Below are 24,784 nucleotides of genomic sequence, written 5' to 3'. Positions count from 1 at the left end.
CCTGCGTCGTCATGGCTCGACGAGAGACGACGGCATCGAGACAGGGTCCAGAACATTTCCTCGGGCGTTTTACCACTCAAGTGGAGCACAACCACCTACTGCTCCTTGGCGCAGCAGCTGTCTACATGCTTCTTTCAGTCTCTTCTTGGTGAATCCGAACCCGCTCCTGCATAGGACAACGTGTCCGTCCAGTGCGAGGGGAGAGTGCGCCAGGCGGGTCCCGCTCCAGCTGTCGTCAATGATGAGGAACGGCTGCGACGGCCCACGATGTGCTTCAAGCCACCATTCGATTTCATCCCGTCGACTCGACGAGAGTGCCCGCGGCGTTCTCCACTCTGGATGTAAGTTCTCCACTACGAACTGCAGCTGCGTCCGAGTCAATGCTTCGCACATCTGCTCTCGGTCGAGATATGTTGCCCAGGACGAGCTAATAACATATACCGGTTTGAACTCAGCATGAAGCTGACGCAAATTCTCTGCTGCGCCCGCGTCAACAAGGCGTTCCCACATCTCTGGATAGTCCGGAATCGTCTGCTCGAATATTTTCAACATCTGGCCGCTGTGATGCACATCGTCCAAGCAAAGGACGTCGTCCATGTCGAGAAACACAAGGGGGCGAGCGTCGTGCCTCATATCGTCATCCTTTAAGTGGACTATGGCCAAATACGGCTCCAATCACTGTCGCGGTGGATGGACGCGAGCACTAGGTCCGGCGTGAACGCAACGTCAAACGTGTGCTGGTCATCGGCGAAAGTGGTCAAATGCATGCCGTGCAATTTCTGGCGATAGTGAACATAGGTCAGGCCACTGAGTCCATGTAATGGAATGGAAGACTCGAATACTGCCTCAATAGCTTCGTCAAACGAACCGACTGTCGCAATTCTTGCCCGGAAATAATCATCTGGAGCGCAACCATTGCGAAGTAACGCTTTCAAATGCTCTTTTGCATAGTGAAACGTCGCTAGAGCTTGTATCTCACGAAGGAAGTCTGGGAAGCTGCTCGGGCAGTAAACATGAATTAAATGTTCGAATGCGGAAGCTAGTAGCGCAGGTTCGGTCTGCTTGATAACGGACTCAAGATAGCGCCGCTTATTCTTGTTCGCCTCTGCCATTGTGGCGTCCGTTATAACATAACGCCCCCATACTAACGAATCCTCGGTCAGGGTGAATGGGCGGCCGAGCCATGGCGGCGAATACATTGGACTAATGTGTTTTGTAGTCATTTCTGAGGTAGCAGCGGAACCTTTGATTTGCGGTCTAATCAAGTCTACGTTGGCAGCTCCTCCCACATATATTCGCAAACTTCAAATGATATTTGCGCATGGTCTATAAAAATAAAATTAAACACCGGCCAGCTGCCGGCTAAAAGCTCTCTTTTTTTGCGCGGTGAGGTTTCAGTTACGCGTATCGACGCTGTTGCTTTACGTGTCTGAGACATAACTTTTACGACCTCCTCTCGTGTCGTAGTTGGCGGAAAACCAACTGTCATGCAAAATTCGGGAAACTGCATTTTGTGGACACGAAGGTCCTTATGCCGCTCTGCATATGCAACAAGCGCCTCTATGGCTTGGATAATGTTCGGCTTCAACCCAGGCGTGTGTAGGCGTAATGTTGAAACTTTCAATTTTTTAAACTCAATTCGAAATGTGGCGGCACGTTCAAGGCGTGTAGTGTGATGCGTAAATTACGGAGGCGATATACGGGCAGATTCAGGGATTCTGCAGTCTTCTAAGACGCGGCAGCGTTCGTGCACGCTATAGCGTGTAGCACTATAGCATGCAATGTAGTCTCATGGGGCTCGACTAACGGAGTACCATGAAGCACAAAAATCAGTTCGGTGCTGCGTTCAGAACAGTGCGCCTCGCCCGAGGTTTGACGCAGGAAGACTTCGCGCAGCAGTCCGGTCGTACTTACATAAGTGAGCTTGAGCGTGGCGTTAAGCAGCCAACCTTGCAGAAAATTGACGAACTCTCTACAGCTCTAGCAGTTCACCCGCTCACCCCTGTCGTGCTTGCTTATCTAAGCCAGTATGACGCCGCTTCGGTTGACGAATTGCTAGGCCTGGTGCGTAGCGAGCTTCGCGAAATTGTCGCCTGACTGCACAGAGCGGACGATGTAACTAGAAGGCCCGTGAGCCCCGTGCTTACGGGCTTTTTTCTTATGTACATTTTTTCTTGCCTGATGTATCGTGAGGTTATGAGGCACTTTTGAAAAAGTAAATAAATGGGTGAGAGCTACGCTGTCAAGAACATCGTTTTCGAATCAGGCGAGCGTTTCCCGTTGCTGGTCGACCGGCGCACTGGGATGCCGCTGTTTGACCCGACGGTCTTTACTCTCACCGAATTCCGGGCACGCAATCGGGCGAGCGCTACGATTGAACAAGTCCTGCGCGCATTGAAGGTGTTTGTACTCTTTTGCGAGGCGCACCAAATTGACCTGACAAGTCGCATGCTGGATGGACAGTTGCTCGGACTTGGTGAGCTCGACGCGCTTGCGAAGCTGTGTCGTCTCCCAATGTCTGAAATCGAGTCAAGAATCGATGCAGACACCACCCAACCCCGCGCCGTGATTTCGCTCGAATCGTACCGAGCCAAGGCAAGGGCTGGTCTTCCCGAAGTAGATGTTGATTCCGCTGGCGTTCGAATGCGCTACATTCGGCAGTTCATCGGTTGGTTAGCCGACCGGCGCATCCTTAGCTTGAGCGCACGGCATCCTTCGCGTGCGGCTCTTCTTCAGACGAAAGAAATCGTGGAGTCCGGGTTGAATGCCCGTATTCCGACGGGCAAAGGCCGAAACAAGGTTAGCGGCCGCAAGGCACTCGATGAGGCCGCACAGGGCCTTCTGTGGAGAATCATCGATGTCGACTCGCCCGAGAATCCATGGGAGGGGCGCCACGCCAGGGTACGTAATGAACTCATCGTTCGATGGTTCATGGGCCTCGGTGTCCGACGCGGTGAGCTGCTCGGCGTGAAGGTCAGCGACGTCAATTTCCGGTCAAACGAGGTGTTCATCGCCCGGCGTGCCGATGACCCGAGCGACCCTCGCGCCAATCAACCTAATACCAAGACGGCCGACCGCGTTCTTCCGTTGAGCGACGATTTAGCTCGGCGGACGCGTCATTACATTCTTGAAGAGCGGCGGCGCTACCCCGCCGCGCGCAAGCACGCATTCCTGTTCGTAGCCAACGGTGGAGCACCGCTTTCTCTGCGCGGCTTGAACAAGATATTTAGCGTGTTGAGCGCAAAGCATCCGGAGTTGCTGAGTGTCTTCCCGCATTTGCTCCGCCATACGAATAACTTCAACTTCTCGAAGCTCGCGGACGAACAGGGCATGGACCGGGAGAAGGAAAAGAAAACGCGCTCCCAATTGATGGGCTGGTCGGAGACGTCCGGTACCGCTGAGAAGTACACGCGGCGAGAAATTGAGCGGAAGGCGCGAGACGCATCCCTCGAGCTTCAGAACAAGATGACGAAGCCGAACGATGAAAACACCTGAAAGTAAAACAAGCACGCCCCTTTCTTTGAACAGCCCACAGGGGGCGCTAAGGGCGCGCGGGGGCAGTCTATTTGACCCGGACGAAGACCTTTGGGTTCTTCGCGAGCTTGCACACGAGGCGACGCTTCGATTTGACAAGTCGAACCCTCTCGCAAACGACTTTAAGCGTTCTTTTAAATTGACGCTCGCCTGGTACGCGCAGAATAGGTCGTTGCGGCACACGGAGAACATGTTCGACGGTAGTCAACGTCTCTTCAAGCATAAAGCCGAGTCGACCGGTTATCCCATCGTCGAAATAACGAGCGTCGACATTCTCAACTTCAGGGCCCATCTGGGCGCGGAGCGGGAATGGTACCTAAGTTCGCTGGCTGGCTTTCTGAAAAAGTGGCGTACGTTGGGTTATCCCGGAATTAGCCCGGATGCATATACATTGCTGGGCCAGATGCGACTTAAGGGAAATCGGAAGGGTGTCGCCACTGCGACGATGGACCCAGTAAAAGGCCCACTTTCGGTTATGGAGACGGAGGCGCTTCAACTCGCTCTCAACAGCGCATATGGTCGTGGCGAGGTAGGCCTCGCCGAGTACACACTTTGTTGGCTGTTCATGGCGTTGGGTATGCGACCGACCCAATACGCCTCGCTGAAGGTCTCTGATGTCGTGCTGCTTCATAAAGGTAACGGGGCGATGACGTACTCGATACGCATGCCGCGAGCAAAAACCCGGCAAGCGAGTGCACGTGCCCAATTTAAGGACCGCGTGCTCGCACCCCAGATTGGCGAAGTTGTCGTCAAATACGCTGCCCAAGTCAAAAGCCGCTTCGTGGGTGTCATTGATGACCCCTCACAGGCCCCCCTATTCCCGCGCGAACTCGTTGGGTCAGGGTTCCACGCAGACGACTATCACAGTGCGGCACCTGATATTTCGAATACGCTCGAGCGCACGTTCAATAGGCTGAAAGTCGTCTCCGAGCGTACTGGCAAGCGTATCAAGATTAACGCCAACCGGTTTCGGACAGCAATCGGGACGCGCGCTGGTGAAGAGGGGCATGGCGAGCTGGTAATAGCTGAGCTTCTGGACCATACCGACACGCAGAATGTCGGCGTGTATGTGGGCGCAACGCCAGCCATCATCGACCGAATCGACAGAGCCGTTGCCTTCAAGATGGGACCGATTGCGCAGGCATTCGCAGGCAAATTGATTAGAGATGGCTCAGAGGCGTCGAGAGGTGCTGACCCGTCGAGCAAAATCCGCGCGCCGGCCATTACGGGGAACTTCGAGCCGATGTCGAGCTGCGGCGCACATGGCTTCTGCGGGTTTCTCAAGCCTATTGCCTGCTACACCTGCAACAGCTTCGAGCCGTGGCTAGACGGTCCTCATGAGCAGGTGCTCGACTATCTGATTGCTGACCGAGAGAGGCTGATGAATACCACGGGCGATTCACGCGTTGCTTCAGTCAACGACCGGGCCATTCTTGCGGTCGCACAAGTGATTCAGCTGTGCAATGCGACGCGTTCGGAGGGGGACGCGACTCATGGCTGACATCGTAACCTTTGTTCCCCATGATGACCTCGACGCGCAAGCTAACATGGCTGGGTTCATTGAACTGTGCAAATCGAAACTTACTGTTTTCGGCCGCACACTGGCATTCGAGGAAGACATTTGGGACGTGTCCCGGACAATAAAGCTTAAGGGCAGAAATCAAGCGGTTCGCTTGGTGTTCAGCAACCACCAGGCCAGCGAAGAACCGTTGCCCACAATGATGGCTGAGCCCTTCAAGGCCTTTGCGAAGTCTTATGTTCGATACCAATACGGCATGAAGCCGTCTGTGGGGCTGGCCAGGCGCATGGGGGCGTTGCGGGCGCTTGAAGCTGCTCTTCAGGAGTCGGGCACATCGGACCCGGTCCGGATAGATACCCATATCCTCAACCGCGCGGCGCAACTGGCTGCCGAGCGATTGGCCGTATCGACCGCGTATGGAACGGCAGGCCAACTGAAAATGATTGCCGACTTCTTGTGCGACAACCGGCTGACTGCTGTGCCAACGCGCTGGCGTCACCATCTAAAGCACCCTGACGACCATAACGGGAGAGTTGGCAAGGATGCAGATGAGCGTCGAGCCGCCAAGATGCCGAGTCAGGCGGCTCTCGACGCGATACCCAGGGTGTTCCGACTTGCCACCGAGCCAGGTGACGTCCTGGTTTCGGCGGCTACTGGAATTCTCTGTTCGGCACCTGACCGTATCAACGAGGTGCTGCTGCTCCCTGTTGACTGCGAAGTCCGGCAGAAACGGAGCGGCTCCGATGGAAACGCCTATGGTCTTCGGTGGTGGCCCGCAAAAGGGGCCGAGCCGATGGTGAAGTGGGTCATCTCGTCGATGTCGGGCGTAGTCGAGGAAGCTCTTGCCAAAATCCGAGGGATTACCGATGAGGCCAGAGAGGTCTCCAGATGGTATGAAAAGAAGCCTGGGATGCTTTACCTGACGAAAGAGACAGAACACCTGCGGGCGCAAGAGAGGTTGTCGATGGCCGACGTTAACGAAATCTTGTTCGCGGACCCGGTTCACAGGACGACTGCACGACAGTGGTGTGTGGACCATAAGGTTCCTTTTGAAAAGCACGGGGAGAAGCTCTATGTTCGGTTCGAAGACCTGGAATCGACGGTCCTGCAGATGCTGCCGGACGGATTCCCCTATCTGCATGAGCCAACGGGGCTTAAATACAGTGACGCGCTGTTTGTGATTCAGCGCCATGCGCTTCACGCAACGCTCACCCGCCTGCGCTGCGTTATCGAGCCAGTCAGCCAAGGAAACATCTATATTCGCTTGGGAGCTGGGTCGAAGCACGGTATCAAATCCATTTTCGACCGTTGCGGACTGTTTGAGCCGGACGGTAGCGCTATTCGCGTGACTACCCATCAGTTTCGCCACTACCTGAACACATTGGCACAATCAGGTGGCATGAGCCAGCTTGACATTGCCAAATGGTCCGGGCGTAAGGACGTCAGGCAGAACAAGTACTATGACCACGAGACAGTCGACGCTGTTGTTGCGCGAATCCGGGAGGCGGTCGGGGATGACACACGGATGTTTGGACCCCTAGCCAAGGGCCCCCGCGCGGCACTTATCACGCGGGACGAATTTGCACGGCTAAAGGTGCCGACGGCACACACGACGGACTTCGGATACTGCATCCACGACTATGTGATGACTCCGTGTCAGATGCACCGCGACTGCCTCAACTGTGGTGAACAGGTTTGTATAAAGGGCGAATCGGAGAAGGAGAAGCGCATCCGCCAAGCCCATGACGAGGCGACGCGATTGCTGGCGATGGCTGAGCAGGCGGAAACCGAGGGCGAACTCGGTGCAAGCGAATGGGCCGAGCACCATCGGGCCCAACTGGCGCGGACTTCGGCGCTGCTCGACATCTTGGATAACCCGCTTGTGCCTCGAGGTGCAATCATTCAGCTCATGCCTACGGACACTCGGTCCCGGCTCGACCAGGCCGAACAAGCCCGCGCATTGCCGCCGGCGCCCATAGTTGAAGATTCTTTGCCAACAATCGAGGAGGAGACGGCATGACCCGAGTGAGAGAGAAAAACCTCGGTGATGAGGTCGTTGAAACCATCGTCCAGGTGCTCGATGGCTGGAGCGGCAAGCTAAGTTGGGAAGCCCTCATCGATGCTGTCGAGAAACGCGCAGGCCTTAAATACACGCGGCAGGCACTCCATCGTCACGAGCGTATTCGGCTCGCCTTCACCGTGCGAAAGAAGGCGCTGTCAGGGCAACCAGTTGAGCAGGCTCCCGAAGTGGAGTCACCGGAGTTGCAAGTCGCCTTGGAGCGGATTGCCCGCCTGGAAGCGGAAAATCAGCGGCTTGCTGCCGAGAACAACAGCCTGCTCGAACAGTTCGCTCGTTGGGCCTATAACGCCCAGACCCGGAGCCTAACCAAGGAAATCCTGAATTCGCCGCTTCCCGAAGTGGACCGGGAGCGCAGCGAGCGACCCCGTTCGCCCGGTAAGCCGCGCGCCTCCCGAGGAGGTTGACCATGGCCAACGGCCAACAAATCGCCGATTAGCTGCGGTAGCCGAGCTGGAAAGCGACCCTCTCGTCGAACGTACTCACGCAGGCCAGTTCGTACTAAGAACGAAGGAAAACCCTTGGTTACGCTAGCGGCGATGCTTTGCGTGCTTTCGTCTACTTGCCGAGCTCTCCGCCCTCTGCACTTGCACGTAGTCGCCTAATTTCACCAGAAGTTAGGCTTCCTTTAGCATCATTCACGGCTCTGGCAACAGCAAGAATCCCCGCCACGCTTGCCGCGGGCTTAGGGTATAACGTAGAGAGGCAATGTTCTAGCATACGAAAGCCTTCAATGACCTGCTGGCGGTCGAGTGTTCCCGATTCGTGCGTCCCGGTATTCCCAATCCACTTCACAGCTTCCAGTATAGTTTTGACGTCCGCTAAGTTTGGCTCCTGTAACAGGTTGATACGTTCATGGAGGTTAAGTCGTCTTTTCGGACGTTGCTGGCGCCTTGGAATTTTAAGGTCATCGAGAATGTATTCGACCGCAGTTCGAATGCGGTTTGAACAGCTATCGAGGTCGGCCCAAAATAGTTCGCATGCCTTTTGAAGCGCATCCATCACTGGTCCAGGTACGAGGACTTTGTTATCGACTTGAATAAGCATTAACGAGGGGTGGAAAAACTTCGGCCGATAATAGTCAAAATAGGACCAGCCGCGGTCAGAGTCGTCGTAATCTTGCTCAACATTCCCGCTTCCAGAAAAGGCTACTTTAGCTAGACATAAATTACAGCGCAAGAAGCCATGGAAGACATATGTTACCCATTCATAATCGAACTGCGGGTCATCTTTTGAGGCTTCCGTAGAAGCGTCGTATTCGGAGAAGAAATCCTCTTTCTTCAAACGCAGGATGCCTCTTTCGCACACCGGGCAGGGCCAATGTGGAACGTTAGACACTATAAAGCTCGACCTAAATAAACTGTCATCCATAAAGTATAAATTTCCGATGCTGACTTACTATATTCAAGTACCCTGTTTTAGATAAACGGCGTTTGAGTCAGTCAATTCATTTTAAATGAGTAAGCGGTAGTCATATGCCGCAGAGCCAAATGCACTTAAGTACGAGCCTACCTGTGCGATAGAATTCGCCGATGTCAATGTGGCCGGCATTTGCGAATAGAAGTCGAAGTGGTTCCAATTCATCTTGGATAATCCTAATATCTCGGATGCAACTTGCATAACATCTGATTGCCCCATATAACGTTTAATAAATAAGGGGGCGGGAATTCGGCGCTTACCCTGATAATAACGGAATTTGGGGTTTTTGATGTTCAAGGCTGAGCCATGAACCCAAACCAATGCGGAATGTCCACTGAGAACAATGGTCGTGCCTCGCGGAACTGGAAAAGTGTCCGGTTCCATGCCTTTGTCTGTCTTCTTTGAAGCCAGATAACGTAGTGACTCGTCAATGTTTATTTCGATTAGTTCCACGTTCTTAACACCATCTAAGCCCTGGCAAAGGCCGCGCTGCTCTTCCTCTGTGAACCGTGTTCGCTTATGAACGACCACTCTGGAAGGTAACTTCATTTTTGCATCAAAGAACAGTTGACGTATTGTCTCTCCGGTCCGCCGGGCGTCGTCCTCGGACATGAATGGATTGCGGCCTTTAATAATCGAGTTTTCAAGGCGTCCAAGCCTAAACTGCAGCCCTTCGCCACGCGAACTGTAGAGATGACTACATCCAAGAAGAATATGACTTCCATTGTCAGCGCTCTGGTCGATGCTGTATCCAATGCCAACATATGCAGTCTCGTCATCGATACAGTCAAGCCGCCATGGAGTGCGCAGAGCTTTCGCGTACAGGGCGAGCGATAGCCACCATCTGACCCTACATGGCTGGGGCGACTGCACGGTTTCTGCTCGTAAGAACTGTGTACTTAATCCTGCGCGCGCAGCATAAGCCTTAACGTAGTCGTGCAGATTGAATGACTCAATAGAAGTCTGTACAACCTTAAGACTCTCCCATCTGGAGGGCACAAATATCAAGGTCACAGCTCCTGGACGTGTACTGGAACGTATATTGTCCAAAGCTCTACATAGACGCTGCGCAAGAGACTTCGCGGCTTCGAGCCGGTCGCCTTCAACCCTGTCATTAATGTTTTGCCACCCTGAATCACCGGGCGACGGAATAACTAAGGGTAGGCCGAACGCAGCGGTGAAGCCTGGATATGGCAGTAAGTAATCTTGTTCGGTTTGAGGAGGCGTCGCTCGCTCATTCAGTTGATAGAGAAATCGAGAGAACACATTAGCATCTGGCGCAGGACATATGACTGCTAAATCCGCTTGAGGTGCAAGCCCATTGGAAGTTAGGCTAAAATCCCAAGGGCGATTTGTAACCAAGCCTCGAATTGGGTGGATATCTCTAACTTCGGTATTGCTAGCGCGCGATGAGAACAGCAAGGGCATGTCATTGACGACCACGCCAGATTGTTTGACAAATCTCTTGGATTTTTCATCTAAGGGACGTTTGCCGATTTCGCTTATTCCGGCATACCATGGTGCTTTCTTGAGCCGGAATAAGCCACCAGCCAAGGCTGGTATGTCAATGTTAACTAACCGGTCAAGCCAATGCCGTAGGTCGCGGTCGAAAATATTATTGTGCTGATAACCGTACACCTGATTTTGTAATACTTTTGCCGTATCCAGTTCTGCCAAGTTTCCAGCTGAGTCATAAACGGTCACTTCTGGCATTAAGACCGCCAACGGGCGCCCAGCTATGACGTTTATCTCGGCTCTTAGTGCGCGGTGAATACTATAGAGCTTCCCATTATGTTTGCGGCTTTCATAGGGAGATTTCTCCCATATACGTGCGGTGGTCCCGTGTGTTGATAAGTGACGTTTAAAACTCAGCAGAAGGCCTTTGCGTACGAGCGAGCGAATCCGAGGGTCTTTTGCAATGTCGATGTCGGAAACCGCATGGCTGACAATTTGACCAATAAGATGATGTCCCAATGCGGATTGGAGGTCTTTCGGATTTCCATATAGAAAGGCTCCGTCTCGCGTTGCTACTCCACATGCGTGAATTGAGCTAAGTTTCTCTTGCAACCATTTGCCCCGATGTACATCGTTGGGGAAATCCAATTTCGCTTCAAAGAGCTCGCCAGGGAACGATATAGGATAAGCATTACTCTTAAATAACGTGGTCGGCTCAATTGGTGGAGATGCAAAAAGCTTGGCGGGTGCCTGTGAGGTGCTTAAGGTCCCTATAATCTCTTTCGCGATGCTTAAGTGCTCTGCATCAAGATAGCTTAGGGATAAACGGGTTATTGTGTCATCAAAGCCATCCGTCGGTATGTAAAAAGCCTCCCGGCCATTGTTCCGCGTTGTGGCGATTAAACTTGATACTTCTTTGGGCGGTTGCGCGCCAAATCCGCACCAGAACAGCCGTGTTTCACCTGGGGAGGTGTACGCCTTGCGCAGAATACTCATTATTGATTCATCCCTGCCGCTATACCCGAGAACGACAAGGTCACAATCTTTTAATTCAATGCCAAGCGCTCTTCGGAAGCTTTCATCTTGCTCAGCGAGCTCCCCAACTGTATTTTTTAAGGGGTCATATCGATAGTCGCCGTGCATTGAAACGACTCTCAACTCGCCGTCTACTGGCGGGCGTAGCGTACGGGCCACGGAATCCATTCCAACCTCAACACACACTACGTCAGCCGCAGAGCACGCGCGGCTTGCCAAGCCATCAAAGTTTGTTGTCCAAAGCGTGCGTAGCAGCCCGGCCCGTACTAACAAAGGGATGAGCCTGTATCCGATATGAGGTACTGCTTTCTTAACGTAGGTGTAGAAGAAGCTCTTGCGGTCGTTTCTGGATGGGTAACATGCTTGGGCAAAATAGGAGTATTCGTCCTCGCTTCCCGCTTGGGGATAGTGTCCCTGCCTATCCAGCCAAGATTGGATTCGCTTACGAGTTCCCTCTAGGGTTAGCTCACCTACCGTTTCGCGAAGGGTAGGGTTATTACTAACGAAGATGTCTCTTTTCCAATCCCAGATGCACCGTTCAGCGCTAGGCATCCCTGAGGTAAGAGATGCGCCGGCGCCGACCAGGAAACACACTGGGCGGCCGCGATTCACAGTAAGGGAGCGTACAAAAGCGTCTACCCCTAAGCCGATGCTGGCAAGATGGGCGTAGTCCAACTCAACTTCGGTTTGCGTCTTCATTCGGCCTCAAGGTCAGCATACGACTGCACAATTATAATCAGCTATTACTGCGCAAACGCAACTTTGAGTAGTGTTTCGAAACTTGGACGCCGCTAGGGAGCGCGTTTTAAATTACGCGTGCCCTATGGCAACTAAGGAGCGGCAATGACTGAAGGCAGAAAAGCGGATTCCGAACAACCTAATGTCGAGACGGAGTCGATGCAAGAGGATGATGCTCCTCCCGTCGAACTACGGCTGCCGACTACACTGCAGGATGTGTACCTCGTCCAAGCCTCGGGGACCTGTCCGGTGCCGAACCAGGCGTATGAGCGCTCTCCGATGGGTTGTTTGACTGCAGGTCCATATGTCGCCCCAGACGTAGCCTTAGAGGAGCTAGAGCATCCAGCGCTGCGTAGACTGAAGTATCTTCACTAGCCAAACCTCCTGGTTTGCTGACCTGTCGCCCTACACTCAGGATAGGCGTCGAGAACGAAGGAGCTCAAGAAAAGTGTAAACAACTCGTGCCGGAGGACCTTTTTGTTTACTTTTTCCTGATGAGCTAGCGCCGGAGGCTAGTCACTTACTCACTTGCAAGGCTGTTTACGAGAATTAGTGCTCATAATGGTTCTGAGAATTAAGCAGTCGGTTCTCGCGATTCATTGACAAGAGCCTGCCACTTTCGTAGTGGCAGGCTTTTTTGCTATTTGCGGTATGCTTCCATCCTGGTTGCCGTACCTGCAACTCCCCCAATGACATCGATCCCGCAGTAATGAAGAAACCCCAACAAATCCCGGCGACGCCGACCGCCCCCGCCCGCCGCACGACGATCAAGGACGTGGCGCGGGAGGCCCGCGTGTCGCTGACCACCGTGTCCCATGCGTTGAACGACCGCGGCTACGTCGACCCGGACACGCGGGCGAAGGTGAAGCGCATCGCCGAGGCGCTGGGCTACCGGCCCAACGTGCGCGCGCAGCGGCTGCGCACCGGCAGGGCGAACAGCATCGCGCTGCTGTCCTCGATGCCCTTTTCCGTGGCGGGCGGGTCGTCGCGGCTGGGCTTCATGATGGAAGTGGCTGCGGTGGCGGCCGAGACGGCGCTGCAGCAGGGGCAGGCGCTGGTCCTCGTGCCGCATATGGAAGGCTCGCGCCAATTGATCGATCAACTCGATATCGACGGTGCCCTGATGGTGGAACCGGTCGCCGACGACCCGCAGATCAGGCGCCTGAAGGAGCGCGGCGTGTCGGTGGTGTCGATCGGATGCGTGGCGGACGCCGATGCGTCGATTCCGCAGGTCGACCTCCAGGCCGGCGCGACGGGCCAGCTGTTGCTCGACCACCTGCTCGAGCGCGGCGCGCGCCATATCGCGCTGCTGGTCGGCGCCCAGCAGCGCCATTCCTATGCCGAGATGGAGCGCGTCTACACCGCGTGCATCCGCAAGCACCGTCTTCCCAAGATGGTCGCCAAGGCCGACGAGTACGGCGGCGAGGAGGCCGGCCGGCTGGCCGCGCACGAACTGCTCGCCGATTATCCGGACATCGACGCGATCTGCGTCCCGGTGGATGCGTTCGCGTCCGGGGTGATCAAGGCGCTGGGCGAACTGGAACGGCGGGTGCCCGACGACGTGATGGTCGTGACCCGTTACGACGGCCTGCGCGCCAGGAATGCCAATCCGCCGATCACGGCGGTCAACCTGCACCTCGAACAGGTGTCGGCGCTGGCCGTCGCCCTGCTGTTCGAACACATCTGCGGCGACACCCGCCGCCACGTCGTCACCGGCCCCGCGCCGGAACTGGTGATCCGCAAGTCGTCGACGCGCGCCGGCACGCCGTAGCGTCGGTCGCACACGACAGTCGCGGCCGTGCTTGCGCACGGTACGAACATCGCATACACTTACCAAAACGTTTTGGGGTCGATGCGGATCAACCCGATTCCAGATAATCCTGGCTCACAGACAGTGTGAACGGCGATTTTTTTGCTTCGCGCAAGGAAAACGCTCGCCTGGATCCCAAAACGTTTTGGGGTGACACTGCGCAATGCCGGAAGCAAGCCGACCAGAGAGTCGGCGCGCCGGAACCATCCATTGCCGGCCGCCGGACGCGCACGACAAACGCAACACTTGGAGGAATCAATGGCAGACCATCTCGCACAGGCTGTCTCCGCCGAGGAGACAGTAGTTGAGCACAACAACACATACCATCCGCCGCGCGTTCCGCTCTTGGACACGGCGGCGCAATCCCATCCCGTGGCGGCCGTCGATGAACGGCTGGCGACGGGCAAGCTGCTGCTCTTCGGCCTGCAGCACGTACTCGTGATGGCGGCCGCGCCGATCGCTTCGGTGTTCATGATGGCCAAGGCGCTGGGCCTGTCGCAGGCGCTGACGATCAACCTGCTGAGCGCGACGTTCGTGATGTGCGGCCTCGGCAGCATGCTGCAGTCCATCGGCCCGCGCGGTATCGGGGCGCGCCTGCCGTTCATCATGCTGCCCGGCGGCGCGCCCGTCGTGCTGTTCATCCTGATCGCGCAGCAAACCAATCTGCAGACCGCCGCCGGCGCCGTGCTGCTGACCGGGCTGGCCTACTTCGTCCTGCTGCCCGTGTTCCGGCGTTGCCTGCGCTTCTTCCCGTCGCTGGTGGTGGGGACGATGCTGCTGCTGGTGTCGGTCAATCTCGTCAAGGTGTCCGGCCTGCTCATCACCGGCAATCCCGGCACGCCCGGCTTCGCGGCCCCGACGAACATCTTCCTGGCATTCGCGACGATCCTGTTCACCGTCCTGTTCTCGCGCACGCTGAAAGGCATCTGGTGCCAGCTGGCGATCCTGCTGGGACTCGTGGCGGGCACGTTGGCCGCCGCGGCCTGCGGCGTGTTCAAGGTGGGCACCGTCGCGCTGTGGCCCCTGTTCAGCGCGCCCGTGCTGCTGCCTTTCGGGCTGCCGCAATTCGATGTAGTGGCGGCGCTGCCGCTGATTATTTTCTCGGTGATTTCGATGGTGGAGGCGACCGGTCAGACGGTCGCCATCGGCGAAGCCGTCGGCAAGGACATCGACCAGCAGCGCGACGTGCCGAAGACGATCCGCGGCGACGCCGTGATGTCGCTCGTCGGCGCGCTGTTCGGCACGTCGCTGATCGTCACAAGCGGCGAAAACATCGGCGTCGTGCGGGCCACCGGCGTGCGGTCGCGCTTCGTGACGATGGTGTCCGGCGTGATCCTGATCGTGTTCGGCCTGCTGGCGCCGCTGACGAAACTGCTCAGCCTGGTGCCCGAAGCGGTCGTCGGCGGCACCGGCGTGATCGTCTTCGCGATCGTCGGGATCATGGGCATCGACATGCTGCGCCGGTCCGACCTGCGCAACCACGCCAACATGTACATCCTCGCGGTGGCGTTGTGCGCCGGCCTGCTGCCCATCCTCATTCCCGGCCTGTACGTCAACTTCCCGCCCGGCGTACGGATGTTCCTGAGCAATGGCGTCGCCATGGGGGCCATCACGGCGGCCGCATTGAATTTCCTCTTCTTCCACTTCGGTAACAAAGAAAAGCACTAAAGGCACACCATGAAATCAGGTCTCACAGCAAAAGAATTCCGCCACGACGAGCAACTGCTCATTCCCGATTGGCTGCTGCTCGCCAGCGGTCCCGTGCAGGGCTACGGCGTGGTCGTCAGCCACGGCAAGTTCAAGGAGGTGGCACCGGCCGTGCTGCTCAAGACCCGGTACCCCGGCATACCGGTGCGTGAACTGGCGCGCACGCTGATGATGCCTGGCTTTATCGACACCCATCACCATGTCACCCAATCGTTCGGCAAGTCGCTCGTGTTCGGCGAGCCGTCGGAAATCTTCCGGCGCGTCTGGGTGCCGCTCGAAGGCCGCCTGGAAGAAGAGCATCTGTACCTCGCGTCCAAGCTGGCGGCGCTGGAGGCGCTGCGCGGCGGCTTCACCACCGTGTGCGACGCCGGCACCCGTGCCGGCGGCACCATCGGCGCGGTCGCCAGGGCCACGTCGGACGCCGGCATCCGATGCGTCCTTGGCCTCATCTGCAACGACGTGGGCGGCGCGGCGCAGGATGCGGCCGGGATCCGCGAACGGGCCGAGGATCACATCGCGCAATGGCACAGCGATCCGCTGGTCCAGCCTTCGCTGGCGATCTCGATCTCGGAAGCGGCCACCGACCGCATGCTGAAATGGGTGTCGGACCTGTGCGCGGAATCGGATTGCATGTTCCAGACGCACGTGAACGAGCATCTCGTCGCGGTCGAGCGCTCGATCGAACAGCAGCGCCGCCGCCCGATCGAGCACCTGCACCATATCGGCGCCCTGGGGCCGCAAGCGCTGCTGGCGCATGCGACGCTGGTGACGCCGGAAGAGCTGGCCATGCTGCGCGATTCCGGCGCCGCCGTCAGCTACAACCCGGTGGCCAGCGCCTGGAAGGGCAACGCGGTGGCGCCGGCGCACCTGATGGACGTCTTCGGCATCCGTCTCGGCCTGGGCACCGACGGTACGCGCAGCGACGGTTTCCGCCTGCTCGACCATGCGGAGTCCGCGCAGCGGTTCGCGTTCGGCCTCGGCGTCGGCGACTCGTCGTGCGGCGCTGGCTGGACATGGCTGGATCTCGGCACCCGGCGCGGCGCGCAAGTGCTGGGGATGGACAGCATCACCGGGGACATTGCCGCCGGCAAGAGCGCGGATTTCCTGCTGGTGGATCTCGACGTCCCGGAAATGACGCCGTCCTGGGACCTGAGCTGGGAACTGGTCCGGCTGTGCAATCGCAGCCAGATCATGGCCGTCTTCGTGGCCGGCAGGTTGCAGCTGCTCGATGGCTGGCCGGTGGATTGGGACGGCAAGGCCCTCATGGACGCCGTATCCGACGTGGCGGCCAAGGTCGTGGCGGCCGCGCCGATCAGGAAGCTGCACGCCTTCGCGGCGGACCACAGGCGCGCCAGCCAGGCAGGTGGCCGTCCGGGAGCGGCCGAATGAGCGCGCAGATCCTGGGCTTCATCGCCGTCGCCGTCTTCGTCGGCACATTCATCCAGGGCGTGACCGGGATGGGCTTCGCCCTGATCGTGGCGCCGGTGCTGGGCATTCTGCGGCCGGACCTGCTGCCGGCCGGCCTGCTCCTGCTGATGATTCCCTTGAACGCCTACGTGGCCTGGCGCGAATGGCGCGCGCTCGACCGGCACGGCGTCAGCTGGATCACGGCCGGACGCACCGCCGGCACCTTCGGCGGCCTCGCGGTGCTGGTGGTGCTGCCGGCGGCGTCGCTCAATCTGGTGGTCGGCGCGACCACTATCCTGGCGGCCGTCGCAACGCTTATCTTGCCTGCCTTTTCGCCCGGCCGGCGCGCTTTCCTGTCGACCGGCGTCTTCACCGGCATCACCGAGACCGCGACCGGTATCGGCGGCCCGCCGCTGGCGCTGGTCTACCAGCACAAGCCGGCGCCGACGCTGCGCTCCTCGGTGGCACTGTGCTTCCTGATCGGTGAGCTGATCTCGCTTGGCGCGCTGGCGGTCATGGGGCGCATCGACGCGACGGTGCTGCCCGCACTGGCCTGGGCCATGCCACCGCTCGCGATCGGCGTCGTCGCCAGCCAGGCGTTCTACCGGCGGATCGACGCCCGCTTCCTGCGCGTCGCGGTGCTGGCCTTCGCGATCGTATCCGGCCTGTTCATTCTGGTCCATCACTAGCACGACACGCTGTACCCATCGACATCACAACGACAAGGAGACGCATGATGAGGAGACATGGCTATCGCTGGAAAGAGGGCATCGCAGTCGCGCTGTGCGCGGCCGCGGCATCGGGGGCGCACGCGCAGTCAAGCATCCGGTTGACGGGCCTGATCGATGCCTACGTCGGTTCGAACCGCTTGAGCGGCATGTCGCATGGCGTGACGAACGTCGGCCCGGGCGGCATGTCGACGTCGTGGTTCGGCCTGGTCGGCGCCGAGGACCTGGGCGACGGTATGCAGGCCGAGTTCGCGCTGACATCGTTCTACAAGCCCGATACGGGCATGCAGGGCCGCTTCCCGGGCGATACGATGTTTTCGCGCGACGCCAACATCGGCCTGCGTGGCCGCTTCGGCGCCATCCATCTGGGCTCGTACGTCAGCCCCAACTTCTTCCCGGCCGTGCGCTTCAACCCTTTCGGCAATTCCACCGTGGTGTCGCCCCTGCTGCTGCATTCCTACGTGCAGACGAACGGCGACCGCTTCGTGTGGCGTAACGCGATCGCGGGCGACACCGGCTGGAGCAACCAGGTGTCGTACACGACCCCGGAATTCCACGGTCTCGTCGCCGATTTGCACGTCCAGTTCGGCGAAGCGGCCGGCCATGCGGGCAAGAACAACATTGGCGCGCGCCTGTCCTACGCCCAGGGACCGTTCGCGGCCGCGGCCTATGCGCAGCGCGTCGAAGTCAACAACCCGCTCGACGCGGGCGGCCCGGTCTCGGCATTGAACACGGTGGGTTCGCCCGCGCGTCAGAGCGCCTGGTTCGTCGGCGCCACCTACGACTTCACGGCGGTCAAGCTGTTCGGAACATTCCAGAAGACGGCGAACAGCTCGAACTCGAGCGACAAGACCGGCCAGCTCGGCGCCAGCGCGCCGGTGGGACGCGGCGCCGTTTTGCTGTCGTGGGCGAATACGCGCCGCCTGGGCAATCCCGTGGGCGGCACGCTGTCGCGCAACACGGTATCCTTCGGGTACGATTATCTCCTGTCCAAACGGGTCGACCTGTATGTGGTCGGCATGTTCGACAAGGTGACGGCGCAGGAGCGGGCGACCACGGCCATCGTGGGGTTGAGGCAGAAATTCTAGTCAGGATTAGAGCGCACCATGGTGACCGAATATGTCCGCTACAAGATACCGGCCGGCCAGGCCGACCAGTTCATTGCCGCCTACGCGACCGCAGGCGAGGCGCTGCGCAAATCCAGTCACTGCCTCGGCTTCGAGTTGAGCCGGTGCATGGAAGAGCCGACGTCATTCATTCTGCGGATCGAATGGGATTCGGTCGAAGGGCATATGGAGGGTTTCCGCAAGAGCCCCGAATTCCGCGAGTTCTTTGCGAGCGTCAGGCCGTTTGTCGGTCAGCTTGAAGAGATGCGGCATTACGAGCGGACGGGGGTGCAGGCGCTACGTGACTAGTCCCGAAGCCCGAGCTCGAACTGGCTCAGCAACTTGTCTACAGGGTGACACGAGTGTCATGTCAGGGCTCGGGGGACTGACTAGCAGAGTGTGCCGTGCATTGCCGAGCCTGTTTTTTACGTCGAGTGGCAGCGCATAGCGATCGACTTTGTTCTCGATTTCGCAGTCGTACCACAACTTTCATGCGCCAATCGTGAGCAAGACCGCTGCGTCGACGTCCAAGTCTTCCCAAAGAAAAATGGTGAACAAACGCGTCATTTTCACGTCTCCACCTGCCCCCCCACCGGCACCCGATTCAACCTGACATACGCATCCAGCACATCCGTCTTGTGCACCGCCCCGAGCAGCTCCGGATCGGCCGCGCTGCGCACGGCCGGCAAGCGCTCGCCGAAGTGGCGCATGAACTGGCGCAGCGCCTCGTCCAGCCCCATGTCGGCGCTGACGACCGGCAGCGCGTCGGGCCGGGCGATGTCGGCGCAGGTGCGGGCGGACGCCTCGTCCTGCTGGTACAGCGCGGCGACGTCGTGCAGGGCCACCACGCCGCGGTAGCGCCGCGCGTCGTCGACGAGGTAGACGTATTTCACGGGATGCTGGCGGAACAGCGCGGCGGCGTGGGCGATGGGGGCGTCCAGCGGCAGGACGGTGTCGGCGGGGCGGATCAGTTCCTGCATGCGGATCGCGCGCAGGCGCTCGCGTTCTTGCTCGTCGGCCGCGCGGCGGGCCGTGATCTCGTACATCGACGGACCGTTCACGGCGCGCGCGACGCCATACGCGACCACGCAGGCCAGCATCAGCGGCAGCATCAACGAATAACTGAGCGTCATCTCGAAAATCATCAGGATCGCCATCAGCGGTGCGCTCGTCGCGGCGGCGAGCATGGCGCCCATGCCGACGGCGACGAAGGCCGCCGGTGCCGCCGCCGTCTCCGGCCAGAGTACCTGCGGCACCAGCGCGAACAAATGGCCCATGGCCGCGCCGACGAACAGCGTGGGCGTGAAGATGCCGCCGATGGCGCCGGAACCGCTGGTGAGCAGGGTGGCCGCGATCTTGCAGACGAGGACCACGAGCACGGCCTGCCACAGCCACGATTGGTGCAGCAGCGCGTTCACGACGCTGTAGCCGTTGCCCCAGACCTGGGGTGTCCAAATGGAGATGGCGCCCACGCCCAGGCCGCCGAGCGCGAGGCGCAGCGGCAACGGCAGCCTGCTGCCCGCGAACAGGCGGCGCGTACGCTGCAGCGCGTACAGGAAGGCCGGCGCGATCAGGCCCGCGAGCACGCCGAGCGCGACGAACCAGACGACTTCCAGGTTGGCGATCGGCGCGAAGGCCGGCATCTCGTACGTGGGGTGATAGCCGGGCAGGCGGCGCATGGTGATGTTGGCGACGACGGCGGAGACCATGATCGGTCCGAGGCTGTTCATCGTGATCGCGCCGAGGATGATCTCGGTGACGAAAAACGCGCTGGCGATGGGCGCGTTGTAGGCCGCCGCGATGCCGGCCGCCGCGCCGCAGGCCACGAGCAGGCGCAGGCGCACGGTGTTGAAGCGGGCGATGCGGCCGACGACGGATGCGCTCATCGCGGCCAGCTGGATCATCGACCCTTCGCGGCCGATCGAGCCGCCGGATGCGATCGACAGCAGCGACGACACGCTGTTCACGAGTGTGAGCTGTACCGGCACCTTGCCGTCGCCGACGGCCACCACTTCCATGTAGTCGGCGCGCGCGCCGGCCGCGTGGCGCCGGGCCAGCACCAGCAGGCAGCCCGCGAGCAGGCCGCCGGCGCACGGCGTCAGGAGGCGCGCCTGCCAGGGCAGGGCGGTCGCGATGTCGACGAAGGAGCCGCTGCGGCCGAACAGCAGCGCCTGCAGCAGCGTCAGGCCGTCGCGGAACAGGAGCGTCGCCAGTGCGCCGACGAAGCCGACCAGCGCCGCCCATAGCAGGATGGCATTGGCGCGCAGCAGCTGCGAGAGCCGCGTGCGCAGGCGATCGGGCGGAGAAGGGTTCATGGAGTGGATAGCGGCGCCGGGCGCGGGGCCAGGCCGGCAACTATAGCAAAGTCGATGTCGTCCTGTCGAAATGCGGTGACCTCATTCGTCGTCATGAAGGAACCGATCCGCCACAACGATTGAGGCGTTAATAAATTTGGCAACGCAAGGACCGGTCAAAGGTCCCGCATCCTACTTTCCCTCCATCGAAAAGAAGTACGGCAAGCCGATCTCGCACTGGATGCAGGTCCTGGAGCAGGCGGGCCCGCGCAAGCACATGGAGCTGGTCAACCGCCTCAAGACCGAACATCAAGTCGGTCATGGCCATGCCAACGCCCTGGTCGCATCGTTCATGGCCGAGAAGGCGTAGCGCATTGCCCAGCGCCCGCCGCTACGACATGGCCATCCCAACGACAGGATCCGCCAGGCGCCCGCTTGCCTGCTCCTCACCTGATGAGTGCCGCATCGTCGCTGCCGGCTGGTCCATGACCGACCGTTGCGAACGACCGGAAAACAGCAGGCGCCGAACAATCACGCAACACGCCATCGCACTGGCCGCATGGTCATGAAATTGATTTCATGTCGCAATTCCGCCGCGCCAGTTTAGTAAACCGACTAAACATCGTGCGAATTTTGAAAGCTTGTTGAACTGCCTTCGCTTCCTTTGTATAAATTTTCCTGGGTGGAATGCGATACCCCTCGACACCAAGCGCAACTTTCTCGTTTAGTAAATCGTAACGGGAAACGAGCGGATGGGTCACCGCATGCCACGAGTGATGAGAGACCTGCTGCCACCACAAAAAGCCCCCGCAGGGTACAACCAGGAGACATACATGACGTTAAGAACCCCTCTCGCTTCACGGCAGCGCAGCTGCCGCGCAACGCCCATCGCCATGGCGGTGGCCGCCGCATTGCTGGCCGTTGCGAACGCGCACGCGCAAACCGCGGACGCCGCCGGCCAGGCCGACAAGCCGGCCGACACCAGCGCGCCGGAAAAAGTCGTCGTGACCGGCTATCGCTACTCGATCGAAAAGAGCCTCGACCAGAAGCGCGACGCCAACTCGATCGTCGAAGTGATCACCGCCGAAGACATCGGCAAGTTCCCCGACAAGAACGTGGCCGACGCGCTGCAGCGCGTGCCCGGCGTGATCATCGACCGCAGCGGCGGCGAGGGCAAGAACGTCAGCGTGCGCGGCCTGTCGTCGGAACTGACCTTGACCGAATTGAATGGCAACTACATCGCCACGGCCGAATCGAATGGCGATCCGACGCGTTCGTTCAACTACACCCTGATGCCGTCGAACATGCTGTCCAGCGCCGAGCTGTTCAAGACGCCGGAAGCGCGCATCGACGAAGGCGGCATCGGCGGCACCGTGATCCTGCACACGCGCCGTCCGCTGGACGTCAAGTCCGGCTCCGGCTTCGTCAATGCCGAGGGCACCTGGGCCGATACGACCAAGAAGACCGACGGCCAGTTCTCCGGCCAGTACGCCTGGCACGACGAATCGAACCGCTTCGGCATCCTGGTGGGCTACACCCAGCAGAAACGCACGACGCGCACGATGGGCGCCAGCACCGAAAACTGGCAGTGGTACGGCGACGACTACGACGCGCATCCGGCGACGGACGTCAACGGCAAGCCGTCGAAGATGGACAGCTACTGGTGGGGGCAGTCGGGCTTCCACGACCAGAACGGCAAGTACTACACCAACTTCATGATGCCGACGTCGGTCAACCTCGACGTCAAGACCGAGGAACGCGAACGCAAGGGCGGCCAATTGACGCTGCAGTTCAAGCCGGTCCGCAACCTGAACCTGGTAGCCAACTACTTCCGCTTCGACCTGTCGCAGAACTCGCAGACCAACACGCTCAAAATCCCGGAATGGAACCTGGCGCGCTATTCGGGTGACGGCAACTGGCCGGGCGGCCGCATGCTCGACGGCCTGACGTTCGACCCGAGCAAGACCATCGTCACCGGCGCGCAGTACAGCGCCCACCCCGGCAAGACCTATTATTGCAGCGGCGATGCCGCCAAGGCGGGCGGCCTGACGAACACCGGCGGCTTCGGCCCGGACGACTGCACCATCCCGACGCCGCAGATCACCGGCAGCTTCAACCGCGAAAAAGCGCTGTCGCAGACGTTCGACCTGGAAGCCGATTGGCACGGCCAGTCGCTGGACGCCAGCTTCAAGGGCGGCCGCACGTGGGCCGGCGGCGGCCCGTCGCTGCAATTCACTATGCCGATCAAGCCGCGCGTGCAGAATGCGGACGGCAGCTGGACCCTCGGTAACTACGCCAGCGCATGGAGCCTGAACGGCACGCCGACGATGACGTTCTCGCCGCAGCTGATGGACAACCTCATGAAGGGCATCGGCGAAATCGACCTCGGCTCGACGTCGTCGTCGTGGACCCGCAACAGCAACCAGCAGAAATACGCGCAAGCCGACTTCACGTGGCATACCGACACGAACTGGCTCGATTCGCTGCAGTTCGGCGGCAAATACCGCGACGGCGGCATCCACCGCAACACCGGTAACAACTACTGGGTCTGCAAGGGCGCGGATCCGACCAATTACGACAAACGCTTCCAGGCCGGTTGCGACCCGACGGCGAACAAGTTCCAGTCGCAGTTCCTGTATTCGAGCTCGCTGTCCAACCTCGCCGGCGGCATCAAGGCCAGCGCTTTCCCGGCCATTAATTACCCGGCCTATGTCTCGTACCTGAACCAGACCTACGGCCAGATGCAGACGCGTAACGAAGACAACTTCGTCTACAACGTCAGCGAGAAGATCTCCGCGGCTTACGTGCAGGCCAACATCAAGACCGACCACCTGCGCGGCAACGTCGGCCTGCGTTTCGTGCGCACCAAGCAGCATGCCGATTCGACGGACCGCGTCGACAACTACAACGACTACTTCTTCAACGGCCCCAATGGCAGCCCGGCACCTTGCCAGGCGGGCGGTGCGCCGGCCGTGGGCGCGCCCGCGGGCTCGGGTTGCGTCAGCGGCTTCACGACGCTGCCGGACAGCACCGCGCACACCCAGTCGTTCGTGGTCAGCGCGCTCGATCGCACCTATAACGACGTGCTGCCGAGCCTGAACCTGGCCTACGACCTGACGGACAACCTGCTGCTGCGTGCGGCCGCCTCGAAGGCGATCTCGCGTCCGAGCTATGGCGACATCGCCTCGCCGGGCGGCCTGCAGTACTACAGCCAGGAATACGTCAACGACCGCCGCCTGATCGGTGGCGGCGACAAAGTGGGCTGGTTCGGCAGCGGCAGCAACAAGAACCTCGAGCCGTACAAGGCGACCCAGTACGACCTGGGCCTGGAGTGGTACTTCCATCGCGGCTCGGTGGTCGGCGCCGACTTCTTCCGCAAGAACGTCAGCAACTTCGCGGTGCCGGTCGTGCAGAACGTGGCCATGTCCGTCGGCGGCCAGAACGTCACGGTGCAGAACTACTCGACCAGCGCCGGCGGCCGCAACGGCGTGTCGAAAGGCGTCGAGCTGTACGCGCAGCACACGTTCACTTCCGGCTTCGGCTTCCAGGTCAACTACACGTACAACAAGACGAACGAGGCGGCCATCACCCTCTCGGACGGCACCGCGATCGGTACGTCGCCGCTGGTCGGCAGCGCGAAGAACCAGGCCAACGTCACCGCGTTCTACGAGACCGACAAGCTGCTGGCACGCGTGTCGTACAACCGCCGCGGCGAAGTGGTGGACGGCCTCGTCAACGGCCTGAACGTGTACGAGGATCCGTACAGCCAGGTCGACGTGAACGTGGCGTACAACGTCACCAAGGAGCTGAGCGTGACGGCGTCCGTGCTGAACCTGACCCGCCAGGAGTCGCGTTCGCACCTGGGCAACGACACCAAGGACCGCTTCTACTCGAACGGTTACGCCGGCCGCATCGCGTACGTGGGCCTGAACTACAAGTTCTAAGCCCGCAGCAA

The 24,784-nt window shown here is 59.5% G+C and carries 19 protein-coding genes; 14 read left to right on the top strand and 5 right to left on the bottom strand.

Annotated elements, in window-relative coordinates:
- Positions 1–69: 69 nt before the first annotated feature.
- Positions 70–552 carry an HAD domain-containing protein gene (locus BVG12_RS35850; RefSeq protein WP_370662847.1) on the bottom strand — a complete coding sequence of 161 codons (483 nt, stop codon included), beginning with the start codon at positions 550–552 and terminating at the stop codon, positions 70–72.
- Between BVG12_RS35850 and BVG12_RS35205 the strand changes: the two genes are divergently transcribed.
- Positions 457–648, top strand: a complete 192-nt coding sequence (locus tag BVG12_RS35205; RefSeq protein ID WP_156895670.1) for a hypothetical protein — start codon at positions 457–459, stop codon at positions 646–648. The genes BVG12_RS35850 and BVG12_RS35205 overlap by 96 nt on opposite strands.
- A 5-nt stretch (positions 649–653) precedes the next feature.
- On the opposite strand, the gene BVG12_RS34110 is transcribed toward BVG12_RS35205, so the two are convergent.
- On the bottom strand, positions 654–1,112 hold the full coding sequence (locus BVG12_RS34110; RefSeq protein ID WP_156895669.1) for a hypothetical protein: 459 nt from the start codon (positions 1,110–1,112) through the stop codon (positions 654–656).
- A gap of 703 nt (positions 1,113–1,815) precedes the next feature.
- Here BVG12_RS34110 and BVG12_RS18730 point away from each other — a divergent pair.
- The 5 genes from BVG12_RS18730 (at position 1,816) to BVG12_RS18710 (ending at position 7,537) form a co-directional block, all read left to right on the top strand.
- The gene (locus BVG12_RS18730) at positions 1,816–2,097 is read left to right on the top strand and encodes a helix-turn-helix domain-containing protein (protein WP_075793716.1); all 282 of its coding nucleotides are present in this window, start codon (positions 1,816–1,818) and stop codon (positions 2,095–2,097) included.
- Between the two features lie 126 nt (positions 2,098–2,223).
- Positions 2,224–3,495, top strand: a complete 1,272-nt coding sequence (locus tag BVG12_RS18725; protein ID WP_075793715.1) for a tyrosine-type recombinase/integrase — start codon at positions 2,224–2,226, stop codon at positions 3,493–3,495.
- Positions 3,482–5,035, top strand: a complete 1,554-nt coding sequence (locus BVG12_RS18720) for a site-specific integrase (RefSeq protein ID WP_075793714.1) — start codon at positions 3,482–3,484, stop codon at positions 5,033–5,035. The genes BVG12_RS18725 and BVG12_RS18720 overlap by 14 nt, the downstream gene beginning before the upstream one ends.
- On the top strand, positions 5,028–7,073 hold the full coding sequence (locus BVG12_RS18715) for an integrase (protein WP_229503653.1): 2,046 nt from the start codon (positions 5,028–5,030) through the stop codon (positions 7,071–7,073). The genes BVG12_RS18720 and BVG12_RS18715 overlap by 8 nt, the downstream gene beginning before the upstream one ends.
- The gene (locus BVG12_RS18710) at positions 7,070–7,537 is read left to right on the top strand and encodes a hypothetical protein (protein ID WP_075793713.1); all 468 of its coding nucleotides are present in this window, start codon (positions 7,070–7,072) and stop codon (positions 7,535–7,537) included. Before BVG12_RS18715 ends, BVG12_RS18710 begins: the two co-directional genes overlap by 4 nt.
- A gap of 151 nt (positions 7,538–7,688) precedes the next feature.
- On the opposite strand, the gene BVG12_RS33540 is transcribed toward BVG12_RS18710, so the two are convergent.
- Both BVG12_RS33540 and BVG12_RS18700 read right to left on the bottom strand, forming a co-directional pair.
- A complete protein-coding gene (locus BVG12_RS33540) occupies positions 7,689–8,501 on the bottom strand; it encodes a DUF8608 domain-containing protein (protein ID WP_083685208.1) in 813 nt (270 codons plus the stop codon).
- Between the two features lie 81 nt (positions 8,502–8,582).
- Positions 8,583–11,738: an SIR2 family protein gene (locus tag BVG12_RS18700; RefSeq protein ID WP_075793711.1), complete on the bottom strand. Its 3,156-nt coding sequence runs from the start codon at positions 11,736–11,738 to the stop codon at positions 8,583–8,585.
- 748 nt (positions 11,739–12,486) lie between these two features.
- On the opposite strand from BVG12_RS18700, the gene BVG12_RS18695 reads away from it, so the two are divergent.
- The 6 genes from BVG12_RS18695 to BVG12_RS18670 all read left to right on the top strand — a co-directional run bounded on the left by BVG12_RS18695 (position 12,487) and on the right by BVG12_RS18670 (position 18,844).
- Positions 12,487–13,548 (top strand): LacI family DNA-binding transcriptional regulator, encoded by a 1,062-nt coding sequence (locus tag BVG12_RS18695; protein ID WP_075793710.1) that lies wholly within the window; start codon positions 12,487–12,489, stop codon positions 13,546–13,548.
- A gap of 297 nt (positions 13,549–13,845) precedes the next feature.
- A complete protein-coding gene (locus BVG12_RS18690; protein ID WP_083685206.1) occupies positions 13,846–15,255 on the top strand; it encodes a uracil-xanthine permease family protein in 1,410 nt (469 codons plus the stop codon).
- Between the two features lie 9 nt (positions 15,256–15,264).
- Complete coding sequence (locus tag BVG12_RS18685) at positions 15,265–16,683, top strand: amidohydrolase family protein (RefSeq protein ID WP_075793708.1); 1,419 nt, start codon at positions 15,265–15,267, stop codon at positions 16,681–16,683.
- Entirely contained in the window at positions 16,680–17,390 is a 711-nt protein-coding gene (locus tag BVG12_RS18680; protein ID WP_075793707.1) for a sulfite exporter TauE/SafE family protein, read from the top strand. The genes BVG12_RS18685 and BVG12_RS18680 overlap by 4 nt, the downstream gene beginning before the upstream one ends.
- A gap of 44 nt (positions 17,391–17,434) precedes the next feature.
- The gene (locus tag BVG12_RS18675; protein WP_229503652.1) at positions 17,435–18,517 is read left to right on the top strand and encodes a porin; all 1,083 of its coding nucleotides are present in this window, start codon (positions 17,435–17,437) and stop codon (positions 18,515–18,517) included.
- 18 nt (positions 18,518–18,535) lie between these two features.
- A complete protein-coding gene (locus tag BVG12_RS18670; protein WP_075793706.1) occupies positions 18,536–18,844 on the top strand; it encodes a putative quinol monooxygenase in 309 nt (102 codons plus the stop codon).
- A 260-nt stretch (positions 18,845–19,104) separates the two neighbouring features.
- Here BVG12_RS18670 and BVG12_RS18665 read toward each other — a convergent pair whose 3' ends face one another.
- A complete protein-coding gene (locus BVG12_RS18665) occupies positions 19,105–20,850 on the bottom strand; it encodes a ClcB-like voltage-gated chloride channel protein (RefSeq protein WP_075793705.1) in 1,746 nt (581 codons plus the stop codon).
- A 136-nt stretch (positions 20,851–20,986) separates the two neighbouring features.
- Between BVG12_RS18665 and BVG12_RS18660 the strand changes: the two genes are divergently transcribed.
- The gene (locus tag BVG12_RS18660) at positions 20,987–21,199 is read left to right on the top strand and encodes a DUF4287 domain-containing protein (RefSeq protein WP_075793704.1); all 213 of its coding nucleotides are present in this window, start codon (positions 20,987–20,989) and stop codon (positions 21,197–21,199) included.
- A 463-nt stretch (positions 21,200–21,662) separates the two neighbouring features.
- Positions 21,663–24,773, top strand: a complete 3,111-nt coding sequence (locus tag BVG12_RS18655; RefSeq protein ID WP_075793703.1) for a TonB-dependent receptor — start codon at positions 21,663–21,665, stop codon at positions 24,771–24,773.
- The last annotated feature ends 11 nt before the right edge of the window (positions 24,774–24,784 follow it).

Source organism: Massilia putida (assembly GCF_001941825.1).
GTDB classification, from domain to species: Bacteria; Pseudomonadota; Gammaproteobacteria; order Burkholderiales; family Burkholderiaceae_D; genus Telluria; species Telluria putida.
Note: the sequence above shows the minus strand (reverse complement) of the source record. Positions and strands in the feature narration are given on the sequence as shown.